The following is a 12439-nucleotide window of genomic DNA, read 5'->3' on the forward strand; positions in this document are numbered from 1 at the left end:
GCGCGTCCGCCGGCATCATTCCTTGGTGATCTGGCTGACGAAATTGGTGTCGAAGCTCGGGCCGAGCGCAAAACCCTTGAGGTTCTTGCGCAGGCCGGCCACTTCCAGCTGCTGGTGAACGATGATGAAAGGGCTGGTTTCGAGAATCTTCCTCTGCAGATCCTGATACATTGCGGCGCGTTTGGCCGGATCCTTCTCGAGCAGGGCCGCTTCGGTCTGCTTGGTCAAGTCCGGAATATCCCATGCGTTGCGCCAGGCCAGCGTCTTGGTCTTGCCTTCATCCGAATTGTCGGGGTTGCTGGCGAAGGTCTGGGCGTTGGAGTTCGGATCGAAATAATCCTGGCCCCACTGGCCGATATAGATGTCGTGATTGCGGGCGCGGTATTTGGTCAGCGTCTGCTTGCCGTCGCCGGGAATGATCTCCAGCTTGACGCCGGCCTGGCCGAGCGTCTGCTGGAACGATTCCGCCATGCCGGTCACCGGCTGGGTGTTGCGTACGTCCATGGTGACGCTGAAGCCGTCGGCCATGCCGGCCTTGGCGAGCAGTTCCTTGGCCTTGGCGAGGTCGAATTTGAACGGATTTTCGTCCAGCTCGCCAAGCACGCCTTTTGGCAGGAAGGTCTGGTGGATCTCGCCGATGCCCTTGAGGATGGTCGAGCTCAAGGCATCATAGTCGACGAGATATTTGAAGGCCTGGCGAACCTCCGGCTTGGCGAGGTTCGGGTTCTTCTGATTGAGGCTGATGTAGAAGACCGTGCCCTTCGGCGCGCTGGTGGTGGTGAGATCGGCGTTCTTGGCGATGGCGTCGAGGTCGTTCGGCTCAAGATTGCGGGCAACGTCGATGTCGCCGGCCTCCAGCGCCAGGCGCTGGCCCGAGCTTTCCTTCATGTTGCGATAGATGACGCGGGCGAGCTTGGCCTTTTCGCCGTGGTAATTGTCGTTGCGCTCCATGACGACGACCTCGTTGGCCCGCCATTCGCGCAGCTTGAAGGCGCCGGAGCCGGCATAGCCGGTCTTCAGCCAGGCGTTGCCGAAGTCGTTGTCGTATTTGTCGTCGGCGCTGGGCGTCACCGCGGCAGCATGTTCCTTGACCAGCTTGGCGTCGACGACCGACGCGACCGTTGCCGACAGGCAGTTCAGGACGAAGCTCGGCGCATAGGCCTTGTCGACCGTGAACTGGAACGTCGTGTCATCGACGGCCTTGGCCTTCTCGGTGACGTTGTCGCCATTGATGCCGAACTGGCCGATGATGAAGGCCGGGCTCTTGTCGAGCTTGATGGCGCGCTCGAACGAATAGGCGACATCAGCCGCGGTGATCGGATTGCCCGAGGCAAATTTCAGGCCGGGCTTGAGCTTGAAAGTGTAGGTCAATCCGTCGTCGGAGACAGTCCAGCTTTCGGCGAGATCGCCCTTGACCTTGGAGGTGTCGCTCAAGTCGAGGCGGACAAGCAGGTCGTAGGTGTTGCCGGTGACCTCGGCGGTCGACAGCTCGAAGGCCTCGCCCGGATCCATCGAGATGATGTCGTCGATGGCGAAACCCTCGACCAGCGTGTCGGCCGGCGTGACCGCAAGGGCAGGCGCACCGGCCAGAAGCAGTGCGGACATGGCTGCGCCGGCGAGCAGGACGCGGGAGCGTAGAGCAAACTTTTCCATCATCATTTTTGACTGTTCCCTGTTTTTGTTGACCTGAGTTCCCGGCTCAGGGTTTGGCATTCACTTGACACATCGGCCCGAAAATCGGAATCGATTTTCGGAAAGCACGATGTGTAGTTCAAAGTCTTAGAGCGTCCTTTGCGCGTCCAACGGACGCGCGGCGCTCTAATCGAACGGTGACCCTGAACCGGTCGTCCTGGTGATTTTTATCCAGTTCCGCCTCACCATATCCGGCGGTTTCAGGCGCGGCAACGAGCATTTGCAAAGCTGTTTGTTGGGCCAGGATCAGCCAGACGCCGCCGCCGGAATCGACACCCGCAGTCGCCCTATTTCAACGCGGTGACCAGGTCGGCGTCGGGAAAACAGGTGGCGGCGCGACCGTTCCTGGCCTGCCATTTGCCGATCGACCGGCGCGTCTTGAAACCGGGCAGGCCGTCGGCGCTGCCGACATCGTAGCCCTCGGCCTCCAGCGCCCGCTGCAAGGTGGCGATGTCGGACCTGTGGAGCCCGCCGACCGCACCCCAGCGCCCCGAAAAATTGCTGTCGCCATTGGCGATGCGGTCAGCGCCGTGGCCGATGAACAGGGCGTAGAGATCGCTGGTGTTGTATTGCTTCAGCACGTAGAAATTGGGCGTGACGATGAAGGCTGGACCGCTGCGCCCGGCCGGCATCAGAAGAAAGCCTTCGGCCTTCAATTCGCGCGCCGGGAACGGTCTTGCCGCTATGCGCTTGATGCCCAGATCAGCCCACTGGGAAATCCTCTTGCCCTGGTCCGGGCCTTCGAGCGAACAGGAGACCGCTTCCGGCACCGTCACCTCAAAACCCCAGCCGCGGCCCTTCACCCAGCCATAATGGACGAGGTAGTTGGCGATCGAGGCCAGCGTGTCCGGCACCGAGTTCCAAATATCGACCCGACCGTCGCCATCGAAGTCGACGGCATGTTTGAGGAACGAACTCGGCATGAACTGCGGCTGGCCGAGTGCGCCGGCCCATGACGATTTCATCGCGCCGACCGGGGCCAGCCCGCGCTCGACGATCTCGAGCGCTGCCATAAGCTCGGTGCGGAAGAAATCCTTCCTGGTCGCCATGAAGGCCTTGGTCCCCAGCACTTCGAAGGCGTCGTAAGGCATTTTCGCCGCGCCAAAGCCGCTCTCGCGGCCCCAGATTGCCAGCAGCACCTCGCCCGGCACGCCGTAGCGCTTCTCGATCGCAGCAATGGTCCTGGCATTGGCCGCCTTGCGGGTGCGCCCACCAGCGGTCACGGCGCGAACCGTCTTTTCGGCGAAATAGGCGCCGGGCGAACCGAACTCCGCCTGATGCTGCTTTTGCGGCGTCGTCGCCTTTTTGCCCGGCATTACCAGGTCGGGCAGTTTGAGGTTCGGTTTGATGCCGTCGAAGGCGGCGTCGAAGGTTTTTCTCAAGATGCCGTTGGCGTTGGCTTCGGGCCAGAGGTCGTTGTTGAGCCAGGCACGGAACTGGGTGTCGAGTTTTGTGGCGGAGGCGGGGGTGGCGAGGAGGAATGCAGTCAGTGCGGCGAGAAAAAAAGCAGCCAATCTGCAAAGTCCGCGTTCTGTCGCGCCCCCCTCTGTCCTGCCGGACATCTCCCCCACTTGGGGGGAGATTCGCAGCTTTGATTTTGTCGCCAATCTTGCAACATTGAAGACTGGCGAAAACAGGCGCGACAGCCAATCTCCCCCCTCGTGGGGGAGATGTCCGGCAGGACAGAGGGGGGCGCGACGGAATGCAATCATCTCAATAGGCCCCCCCTTCCTCAAAACGCCGTCCGCGAGCGCAGCGCGGCGGCCAGCGTGCCTTCGTCGAGATAGTCGAGTTCGCCGCCGACCGGGACGCCATGCGCCAGCCGCGTCACCTTGATATCGAAGCCGGACAATTGATCGGTGAGATAATGCGCGGTGGTCTGACCCTCGACGGTGGCGTTGACGGCAAGGATCACCTCCTTGACCTCGCCGCCGGCGACGCGGTCGACCAGCGAGCGGATGTTGAGCTGCTCGGGGCCGATGCCGTCGAGCGGCGACAGCGAGCCGCCGAGCACGTGATAGCGGACATTCATGGCGGCCGCCCGCTCCAGCGCCCACAGGTCGGCCACGTCCTCGACGACGATGAGCGTGCCGGCGTCGCGGCGCGGATCGGTGCAGATCATGCAGGGGTCGGACGTATCGACATTGCCGCAGGTCGAGCAGATGCGCACCTTGTCGACCGCCTCGCTCATGGCGGCGGCGAGCGGCGACAGCAACTGCTCCTTCTTCTTGATGAGGTGAAGCGCTGCCCGCCTGGCCGAACGGGGCCCAAGCCCCGGCACCTTGGCCAGGAGTTGGATCAGGCGTTCGATCTCGGGACCGGCGATTCGCTTCGACATCGCATCGGTTTAGGATTTTTCAATTGGTTTTGGAACTCTCCTGCGGCGCGGCTGCTGCGAACAATCGCTCAGGTTTGCGCTGCGCCTCATTGCCCTGCCGGGCATTTCTCCCCGTATAGTGACGGGGAGAAAGACGCCATCTCAAATGATCTCGCCAATTTCCGGCGTTGCAGGAAGGGTGCCAAGGTTGTGGCCAGATCCCTTCTCCCCGTCACTATCCGGGGAGAAGGTGCCGGCAGGCAGATGAGGGGCGGCGCCGACGTCGACCGTCGATCGCCTCAGTAGGCTTCCAGCGGCCTGCCCTGGCCGGCGATCATCGCACCGATCGCATCGGTGTTCTCGGGTGTCGATTCAAACGACATCGTCGGCTCGGCCGGCGCCGCCGAAAATGACGTAGCTGGTTGCGCACCGGCGGTGCTGCCGAAACGGGCGGCGTCCGGCTCCTGCATCGCCACAAAGGTCACCTTCTCCGGCGTTGCCTTCCCTGGAGTAGCCTTTGCCGGTTGCGATGCGACCGCCGTCACATAGGTCACCTTGCTGGGCGCCGCCTTGGCGACCGGCGCAGCAGAGGCCATGAGCGTCACCCCTGCGGCGCGCGACCGCCGCGGCGTCGCCTGTGCCACCGCGACCGTTGGCTCGTCCGGCAATGGTTTCCAGTTGCGGCCGCGCTTTTCGTAGAAGGCGTTGCCGCCGGCGACCATGGTGTAGTGCATGTTCTTGTAGGGGAAACGCAGGCCGGCGGTGTGAAAGAACATCGAGTTCTTCAGCTTGGCCTTGCGCTCGCCCTTGAGCACCGCCTCGGCGGCTTCCTCGACATCGGGCATCGCCTTCGAATTCATCGGCCGTGTCATCACGCCCGGCGCGAACTGGCCGCGTTCGCCGACCACCTGGCAGATGGTGTTGCCGTGCTTGCCGGAGCGCAGCCGGTTCATCACCACCGTGCCGACGGCAATCATGCCGTCGCGGCTCGACCGGTTGGATTCGAAGAACATCGCGCGCTGGAGGCACTCCTTGTCCTTCGCTGTGTGATTGTAGGGCCGGGACCTAGCGGTATCGGTCAGGCTGGCCACGGACAGGCCGTGCGTGGTCTGACTGCAGGCGGCCAAAAACAGCGGAGAGGTGATGACGCCGAGCAGCAACGGCGTCTTCCATCGGGTCACGATCAAAGATATCCCCTCATTCTGTCGCCAGCCCGCCCCTGGTTGCGGCAAGAATGAGACACTTTCGGGCAAAAAGATGGCTAAAGCGTTATTAAGGGAGCAGAGTTGCCGAATGGACACAGCTGGCCGGGCAGGTGGCGTTGATCGCTGCGCTCTTCGGCCACATGTGACGGCATGGCCTTCGAGTGTCGCAGCTTCGCAGCGGCCGGCCGGGCCAAAGCCATGGTCTCGCTCGACCGGCATACAGCCTCTTAGAACGGCAGCTTCATTCCCGGCGGAATCGGCAGTCCTGCGGTCAGTGCCTGGGTCTTTTCCTGCATCATCTGTTCGACCTTGGCCCTGGCGTCATTGTGGGCGGCGAAAAGCAGATCCTCCAGAATCTCGACCTCGTCCTCCTTGAACAGCGACGGGTCGATTTGCAGGGACTTCATCTCGAATTTGCCGGTCAGCGTCACGCTGACCAGGCCGCCGCCGGCCTGTCCGGTGGCTTCCAACGTAGCGATCTCGTCCTGCATGGCCTGGAACTTGGCCTGCATTTCTTTCGCCTTGCCCATCAGGCCGAGAAGATCTTTCATCGCGTGGTCCTCTACGATTGATTTGTTTCTTTTTTAAGCATGATCGTCTCCGAAAACCGGCTCCCATTTTTTGCTTCGCTGACCTTCGGTTGCTTAGGTTTCGTCTTCGTCGGTGGCCGGCTCGATCGGAACCTCGGCCTCCACCGCATCGGCTTCCGGTGCGTCGGGAATGCGCACGTCGATGATCTTGGCGCCGGGAAAACGCGCCAGGATGGCGGCGACGGTCGGGTCGCTCTTGGCATCGAGGAGGGCGTTTTCGCGCTTGGTCGATTCCATCTCGGCCAGCGTCTGGCCGCCCGCTTCTTTCGACAGCGACACCAGCCAGCTGCGTCCGGTCCAGGCGCGCAATTTGGCGGTCAGATCGTTGAGCAGCATCTTCGGCGCGTCATCGGTCAGGCTGACGTCGATGCGGCCCGGCTCGATGCGCACCAGGCGCACGCAGCGCTTGACCAGCACCTTGAAGGCGATGTCGCGCTGGGCGTCGGCAAGGGCGATGATGTCGGCCAGCGATTTCACCGGCACCGGCGGCGCATCGGCGACCGGCTCCGGCGCCGGAACGAAAGGCGCAGGCATCGGGTCGGGTTCGACCAGCCGCATGGTCTGGGCGCCGCCATTGGCCGCCGGCATCCGCGTCTGCGCCACGCTGGCGCCGCCATTACCGGGATTTGCTGGGCCGGGATTTGCCGGGCCGGGATTTGCGGCGGCAGAGGTTGCGGGTGCACCATTCGAGCGTGGCGCGCCATTCGGCACCGACGCTGCGCCCTCCAGCGATTTCAGCGCCTCGTCCAGTGTCGGCAAGTCGGCGGCATGCGCCAGCCGGATCAGCACCATTTCGGCGGCGCTGACCGGCCGGTTGGAGGACTGCACCTCGGGAATGCCTTTCAACAGCATCTGCCAGGTCCGCGACAGCACCCTGACCGACAGCGCCTTGGCGAAATCGGCGCCGCGCCGTCGCTCATCCTCTGACAGCGAGGCGTCCTCAAGGGCTGTCGGCACAAAGCGCAGCCGGGTGACGAGATGGTTGAACTCGGCCAGGTCGGTCAGCACAGCGGCCGGATCGGCGCCGGTGTCGTACTGGTTGCGGAATTCGGCCAGTGCGGCCGCCACATCGCCCTTCATCACATGTTCGAACAGGTCGACGATGCGGGCGCGGTCGGCCAGCCCGAGCATGGCGCGCACCGCTTCGGCGCTGACTGCGCCGCTGCCATGGGCGATCGCTTGGTCGAGAATGGACAGCGAATCGCGCGCCGAGCCCTCGGCCGCGCGGGCGATCATCGCCAGCGCGTCGTCATCGACCGCGATGCCTTCTTTTGCGGCGATCGAGGAGAGGTGCGCGACCAACGTGCCGGCATCGATACGCCTGAGATCGAAGCGCTGGCAGCGCGACAGAACGGTGATCGGAACTTTTCTGATTTCGGTGGTAGCGAAGATGAATTTGACGTGCGGCGGCGGCTCTTCCAGCGTCTTCAGCAGGCCGTTGAAGGCCTGCGTCGAGAGCATGTGCACTTCGTCGATGATGTAGACCTTGTAGCGCGCCGACACCGGCGCGTAACGCACGCGCTCGATGATGTCCCTGATGTCGTCGATGCCGGTGTGCGAGGCGGCGTCCATCTCGATGACGTCGACATGGCGGCCTTCCATGATCGCCTGGCAATGCTCGCCCGGCACGGCAAGATCGACCGAAGGCTGGTCGACGGTCGATGTTTTGTAGTTCAGGGCCCGCGCCAGTATGCGCGCCGTCGTCGTCTTGCCGACACCGCGCACGCCGGTCAGCATCCAGGCCTGGGCGATGCGGCCGGTGGCGAAAGCGTTGGTGAGGGTGCGGACCATCGGCTCCTGGCCGATCAGTTCGGAGAAATTGGCAGGACGGTATTTGCGCGCCAGAACGCGATAGGCGGCGGCTTTTTCCGTTCCCGAATTTCCGGCTTCGCTCATTCGCCCATAAAGCTCCAAGGGGCCGCGGCTCAAGGCGGCCGATTCCTGCGCATAGTTTCGCCCGCAGGGCTTGGCGCCGTCAATGTCGCGGGAGAAAGGCGAAGAGGTGGGAGGCTGGAACAATGACCCGTTCCGGGCTCGTTAGGGCTGCTTCCTTCCGGACCTGACCCGGTTGGCGAGTGGACCGTCCACCACCAACCTCCCGGCTCCCATATCGGCAATCCGGCGATGAAATGCAAGGGCGCAGTGACGGGCGGTGAAACCAGAAAATAAAAAACCGCCTCGGAGGCGGATCGCTGGCGCGATTAAGCACCATGTTGAAACTACTGGCATAGCGGCCGGTACAAAGCAAGAACAGATGAGCGAAAGACATGGCCGGCAGACCAGAGGGGGCGCGGGATGGTGGCTTCATTCCAGCCCAAAGTCTTGGCAGGCCATACCCTGAGTTCTTCGCCGGACCATCATCGCCACGATAGCCCTTGATTCGCTTGCCGCCCTCTTGCGGGCTGACGGCAGCCGCTCTAGCGTCCATGGAGTAAAAAAATACGACAAAAGTGAAGGAAACGCCGATGTCGCCGGGCCTCGAGGCCGGATTCACGCTGGATGCTCGTCTGGAGGCCGACAGCGAGCAGTTGATGTGGCTCGGCCTGTGCGAATTGCGGGTGATGAACGACCGCCGCTGGCCGTGGCTGCTTCTGGTGCCGCAGCGGCCGGGCGCGGAGGAAATCCATGATTTGACGCCGCTCGACCAGGCGATGCTGACCTTCGAGACCAACATGGTGGCACAGGCGCTGAAAAGCGTGACCGGCTGCACCAAGATAAACAGCGGCGCACTTGGCAACATCGTCCGCCAGTTGCATGTCCATGTCGTCGCGCGCTCGGAAGGCGATCCCGGCTGGCCGGGCCCGGTGTGGGGGCACGGTATGCGCGAGCCCTACGGGCGCTCGGACCTCCGCCGGTTTGCGCAGAAGATAAAGGCGGCGCTATAAGCCTGTCCCGTGTCCATCCTGAAGTTGGGTCTCCGATGAGCTTCCGCCTGTTTGACGCGCCTTTGCGCGAGCCGAGCCAGTTCGTCGGCTTCGCCGGCAATAGGATCGACCGGCAATCGGAAAACCGCGCCGACGATTCCGTCGAAAAGGCGCTCGCCGATCCCTCAGCCAGGCTTTTGCTGATGCATGCCGGGCGGCTCTATCTGAAGCTCAGCGGTGGCGGCTTCGACCCCTGGTTCGGCGCCGAGGAAAGCCGGCCGCTCGAGGCGTCGCTCGACCGTGGCGTCCTGCTCGGTTTTTCGGACAGCGGCCCGGTGCTCGCCGTGCCGGCCGGGCTCGATCCCGAACAACTGCCGGAGACGATCAAGGCCATCGACTATCGCTCGGTCTACATGCAGGGGCTGATCGACGAGGCGGCGGCCGGCGCGATGGCGCAAGGAGCAGCGCTGCTCGCCTGGCATGCCAGCCACCGCTTCTGCAGCAAATGCGGCGCAGAAGCCGCGATGCGGGCCGGCGGCTACAAGCGGCTTTGCCCGGCCTGCGCCACCGAGCATTTTCCGCGAACCGACCCGGTGGCGATCATGCTGACGGCGACGCGTGAAAAGTGCCTCCTCGGCCGCGGCCGGCATTTCGCACCCGGCATGTATTCGGCGCTTGCCGGCTTCATCGAGCCTGGCGAGACGATCGAGGCGGCGGTGCGCCGTGAAACGCTGGAGGAAGCCGGTATCCGGCTTGGCCGCGTCGTCTATCACGCCAGCCAGCCCTGGCCGTTTCCCTATTCGCTGATGATCGGCTGCTTCGGCGAGCCGCTCAACGACGACATCCAGGCCGACCTCAACGAGTTGGAAGACTGCCGCTGGTTCTTTCGCGACGAGGTGCTGTCGATGCTGGCCCGTGAACATACGGGCGGCCTGGTCACGCCGCCGAAGGGGGCGATCGCCTACAACCTCATCCGCGCCTGGGCCGACAGCGCATAGCCTTGCAGGGGAAGCAAAGATGATCCGACATACAGTGGTGTTCAGGCTGAAGCACAAGGAGAGCTCGACCGAGGAGGCAAAATTTCTGGCAGACGCCAAAATACTGGCGGCGATACCGGGCGTCGAGAAATTCGAGCAGTTGCGGCAGGTCAGCCCGAAGAACGATTATCGTTTCGGCTTCTCGATGGAGTTCGCCGACCAGGCCGCCTATTCCGGCTACAACGACCATCCCGACCACGTCGCCTTCGTCCGCGACCGCTGGATCCCGGAAGTCGCGGCGTTTTTGGAGATCGACTACGCGCCATTGAGTTAAGTCGGTGACTTGCCGGTGAAAACCGCCAGTTGAGCGGCGAAAGCACGCTTGTAGGCCGGCCGGGCTTCGCCGCGGACGACATAGGCGGAGAGGTTCGGATATTCGTCCAGCATACCCGACCCGCTCAACCTTAGCAGCACGTGCACCATCATCAGATCCCCGGCGCTGAACGCATCATCGAGCCAGTCGGCATCGGCAAGGCGACCGGAAAGCTCGCCCAGCCGGTCACGGATGCGATCATCGACCATAGGCAGGCGCTGTTCGTGCCAGGTCTCGTCGCGCTCCAGGAGCACGGCGGTTTGGCGTTCAAGGATCGGCGGCTCCACGGTGTTTAGCGCGGCAAACATCCATGAGATTGCGCGCGCCCTGGCATTCGCATCGTCTGGCAGCAGGCCAGCATGGCGCTCAGCGATATGGAACACGATCGCCCCCGACTCGAACAGCGCAAGATCGCCTTCCTCATAGGTCGGAATCTGCCCGAAAGGGTGAAGCGCGAGATGCGCGGGTTCCTTCATCGCCTTGAACGAAACAAGACGAACCCTGTAGGGCTGGCCGACTTCTTCAAGCGCCCAGCGAACGCGCATGTCACGCGCCAGTCCCCTGCCGCGATCGGGCGACCGTTCAAAGGCAGTGATGGTGGGGGTCATGGGCAGGCCTTCATCTCGTCGTCTCCCTTCTTCGATTGCGGCAAGCAAAGGACGAATGTCGCGCCGGAATTCCGACATCTGCGAATTGTTTTTCAATCGCTCATGACCGCCGCAACGGAGGCGCGTAGCGCTCCGGCGAAGTCGGGATGGTCATAGAGGTCGTTGTGGCCAGCCGCTATGGCGATGTGGCTGCGCAGGTCGCGGGCAGCCTCGCGCAGGGGCGCCGAACGCGCCGCAGGTACGATGGTGTCGTTCTCGGCGGTGATGACGGCCGTGGGCACATCGAGGTCGCGCAGAGATTCCGCTGCCTCCATGCGGTGCCGCAGCAAGAGGCGCACCGGCAGCCAGGGATAGTGGTGAGCGGCGAGTTCTCTCAGCGAATCGAAGGGGGTCACCATGACGATGCCGCGCAACGGCCGGGACGTCGCCAGATCGGCCGCAACCGCAGCGCCGATGCTAAGGCCGATCGCGAGGATGCCGGCTTTGGCATCGCTGGCCAGCTGGTCAAGGGCGCGTCGGGCGTCCTCGAACAGGGCGGCGGCCGACGGGCTGCCGCTGCTCGGCGCATAGCCGCGGTAGTGCAGCGCAGCGACCTCATGTTCGGGAAATAACTGGTGCAGCATGAGGGCAAGTGCGTCGGCGTTCCAGGCGTTGCCGGCGAACCCCAGCAGCAGCGGGCGTGGCTCGGCCGGCGCCTGCCTTGCCGGCAGGCGGACCAGAACGACGCGCTCGCCATCCTCTGTCGCCAGTTCGACATGGCGGGCCCCAGCCGGCAGATCGGGTCCGAAAGCCGCAAGGCCGGCCGGAAAGATCAGCCAGGACTGGAGCACATACACGACCGCAACAATCACCGCATACAATCCAGCGACCGCGAGCGTCAGTTTCAGAAGCCACATCGCAGCAATGTCGCCCGATGCTCGTCACCTGGCAAGGCGCTGAGCTAGTCCGCCACCTTCCACTGCTCACGCGACTGGCTGGCCGGGTAGACGCCCAGAATCCGCATTTCGCGCGAGAAGAAGGCAAGCTCGTCGAGCGCCAGTTTTACCAGCGGATCGTCGGGATGGCCCTCGATATCGGCGTAGAACAGGGTCGCGGTGAATGCGCCGAGCTGGTAGCTCTCCAGCTTGGTCATGTTGATGCCGTTGGTGGCGAAGCCGCCCATCGCCTTGTAGAGCGCGGCCGGCACGTTGCGGACGCGGAAGATGAACGTCGTCATCATCCTGGCCTCGGCCGAGGGACGTTCTGCCCACTGCCTGTTCCTGGTCAGCACGACGAAGCGGGTGACGTTGCTGTCGGTGTCCTCGACATTCTGCTCGATGATGTCGAGCCCATAGAGCGTCGAGGCCAGAGCCGGCGCCAGCGCGGCCATGGTGCGGTCCTTCAGCTCGGCGACCAGCTTGGCTGCGCCCGCCGTGTCGCCGGCGACCACCGGCTTCCAGCCGTTCTTGCGGATATATTTGCGGCACTGGCCGAGCGCGTGGATGTGGCTGTGCACGGTCTTGATCTCGTCGCGCCTGACGCCCGGCAGAACCATCAGCTGGAAATGGATCGGCAGGAAATATTCGCCGACGATGTGCAGCTTCGATTCCGGCAGGAGATGATGGATGTCGGCGACGCGCCCGGCAATCGTGTTTTCGATCGGGATCATGGCGAGGTCGGCCTTGCCGGTCTCGACCGCGTTGAAAGCATCCTCGAAGGTCGGACACGGCAACGGCTCCATATCAGGGAACATGTTGCGGCAGGCGGTGTCGGAATTGGCGCCCGGCTCGCCCTGGAAGGCTATTCTGTTGGTTTTCTCAGGCATGCCAAATGT

The 12439-nt window shown here is 63.5% G+C and carries 12 protein-coding genes and 1 other RNA gene; 3 read left to right on the forward strand and 10 right to left on the reverse strand.

Features of this window, described 5'->3' with window-relative positions:
* Positions 1-15 precede the first annotated feature (15 nt).
* From AC0L2M_RS21815 to ffs, 7 genes are all read right to left on the reverse strand, one after another.
* The gene (locus AC0L2M_RS21815; RefSeq protein WP_473535849.1) at positions 16-1659 is read right to left on the reverse strand and encodes an ABC transporter substrate-binding protein; all 1644 of its coding nucleotides are present in this window, start codon (positions 1657-1659) and stop codon (positions 16-18) included.
* A 320-nt stretch (positions 1660-1979) separates the two neighbouring features.
* A complete protein-coding gene (locus tag AC0L2M_RS21820) occupies positions 1980-3254 on the reverse strand; it encodes a lytic murein transglycosylase (protein ID WP_473535850.1) in 1275 nt (424 codons plus the stop codon).
* A 170-nt stretch (positions 3255-3424) separates the two neighbouring features.
* Positions 3425-4030, reverse strand: a complete 606-nt coding sequence (gene recR / locus AC0L2M_RS21825; RefSeq protein ID WP_023802085.1) for a recombination mediator RecR — start codon at positions 4028-4030, stop codon at positions 3425-3427.
* A gap of 278 nt (positions 4031-4308) precedes the next feature.
* Positions 4309-5196: a cell wall hydrolase gene (locus AC0L2M_RS21830; RefSeq protein WP_473535851.1), complete on the reverse strand. Its 888-nt coding sequence runs from the start codon at positions 5194-5196 to the stop codon at positions 4309-4311.
* 245 nt (positions 5197-5441) lie between these two features.
* Positions 5442-5765: a YbaB/EbfC family nucleoid-associated protein gene (locus AC0L2M_RS21835; RefSeq protein WP_473535852.1), complete on the reverse strand. Its 324-nt coding sequence runs from the start codon at positions 5763-5765 to the stop codon at positions 5442-5444.
* A 93-nt stretch (positions 5766-5858) separates the two neighbouring features.
* Complete coding sequence (locus AC0L2M_RS21840) at positions 5859-7700, reverse strand: DNA polymerase III subunit gamma/tau (RefSeq protein ID WP_473535853.1); 1842 nt, start codon at positions 7698-7700, stop codon at positions 5859-5861.
* Between the two features lie 106 nt (positions 7701-7806).
* Positions 7807-7903, reverse strand: an RNA gene (gene ffs / locus AC0L2M_RS21845) — signal recognition particle sRNA small type.
* A gap of 366 nt (positions 7904-8269) precedes the next feature.
* Between ffs and AC0L2M_RS21850 the strand changes: the two genes are divergently transcribed.
* From AC0L2M_RS21850 to AC0L2M_RS21860, 3 genes are read left to right on the forward strand one after another with little or no spacing between them, the layout of a single operon-like run.
* Complete coding sequence (locus AC0L2M_RS21850; RefSeq protein ID WP_128174052.1) at positions 8270-8689, forward strand: HIT domain-containing protein; 420 nt, start codon at positions 8270-8272, stop codon at positions 8687-8689.
* 35 nt (positions 8690-8724) lie between these two features.
* Entirely contained in the window at positions 8725-9666 is a 942-nt protein-coding gene (gene nudC / locus AC0L2M_RS21855; RefSeq protein WP_473535854.1) for an NAD(+) diphosphatase, read from the forward strand.
* A gap of 19 nt (positions 9667-9685) precedes the next feature.
* A complete protein-coding gene (locus tag AC0L2M_RS21860; RefSeq protein WP_128247983.1) occupies positions 9686-9979 on the forward strand; it encodes a Dabb family protein in 294 nt (97 codons plus the stop codon).
* Here AC0L2M_RS21860 and AC0L2M_RS21865 read toward each other — a convergent pair.
* From AC0L2M_RS21865 to AC0L2M_RS21875, 3 genes are all read right to left on the reverse strand, one after another.
* A complete protein-coding gene (locus AC0L2M_RS21865; protein WP_473535855.1) occupies positions 9976-10626 on the reverse strand; it encodes a glutathione S-transferase family protein in 651 nt (216 codons plus the stop codon). The two genes, AC0L2M_RS21860 and AC0L2M_RS21865, sit on opposite strands and share 4 nt — an antisense overlap.
* A 92-nt stretch (positions 10627-10718) precedes the next feature.
* Complete coding sequence (locus AC0L2M_RS21870; RefSeq protein ID WP_473480064.1) at positions 10719-11522, reverse strand: alpha/beta hydrolase; 804 nt, start codon at positions 11520-11522, stop codon at positions 10719-10721.
* A 44-nt stretch (positions 11523-11566) separates the two neighbouring features.
* Positions 11567-12430, reverse strand: coding sequence for a prephenate dehydratase (locus AC0L2M_RS21875; RefSeq protein WP_473480063.1), 864 nt, complete (start codon positions 12428-12430; stop codon positions 11567-11569).
* Positions 12431-12439: the final 9 nt, after the last annotated feature.

The organism is Mesorhizobium sp. WSM4806, assembly GCF_055811635.1.

Coding starts and splice junctions, on each gene's coding strand:
- AC0L2M_RS21875 (WP_473480063.1), bottom strand. CDS start 12,430: ATGCCTGAGAAAACCAACAGAATAGCCTTCCAGGGCGAGCCGGGCGCC.
- AC0L2M_RS21820 (WP_473535850.1), bottom strand. CDS start 3,254: ATGTCCGGCAGGACAGAGGGGGGCGCGACAGAACGCGGACTTTGCAGA.
- AC0L2M_RS21850 (WP_128174052.1), top strand. CDS start 8,270: ATGTCGCCGGGCCTCGAGGCCGGATTCACGCTGGATGCTCGTCTGGAG.
- AC0L2M_RS21860 (WP_128247983.1), top strand. CDS start 9,686: ATGATCCGACATACAGTGGTGTTCAGGCTGAAGCACAAGGAGAGCTCG.
- AC0L2M_RS21840 (WP_473535853.1), bottom strand. CDS start 7,700: ATGAGCGAAGCCGGAAATTCGGGAACGGAAAAAGCCGCCGCCTATCGC.
- AC0L2M_RS21870 (WP_473480064.1), bottom strand. CDS start 11,522: ATGTGGCTTCTGAAACTGACGCTCGCGGTCGCTGGATTGTATGCGGTG.
- recR (WP_023802085.1), bottom strand. CDS start 4,030: ATGTCGAAGCGAATCGCCGGTCCCGAGATCGAACGCCTGATCCAACTC.
- nudC (WP_473535854.1), top strand. CDS start 8,725: ATGAGCTTCCGCCTGTTTGACGCGCCTTTGCGCGAGCCGAGCCAGTTC.
- AC0L2M_RS21815 (WP_473535849.1), bottom strand. CDS start 1,659: ATGATGATGGAAAAGTTTGCTCTACGCTCCCGCGTCCTGCTCGCCGGC.
- AC0L2M_RS21865 (WP_473535855.1), bottom strand. CDS start 10,626: ATGACCCCCACCATCACTGCCTTTGAACGGTCGCCCGATCGCGGCAGG.
- AC0L2M_RS21835 (WP_473535852.1), bottom strand. CDS start 5,765: ATGAAAGATCTTCTCGGCCTGATGGGCAAGGCGAAAGAAATGCAGGCC.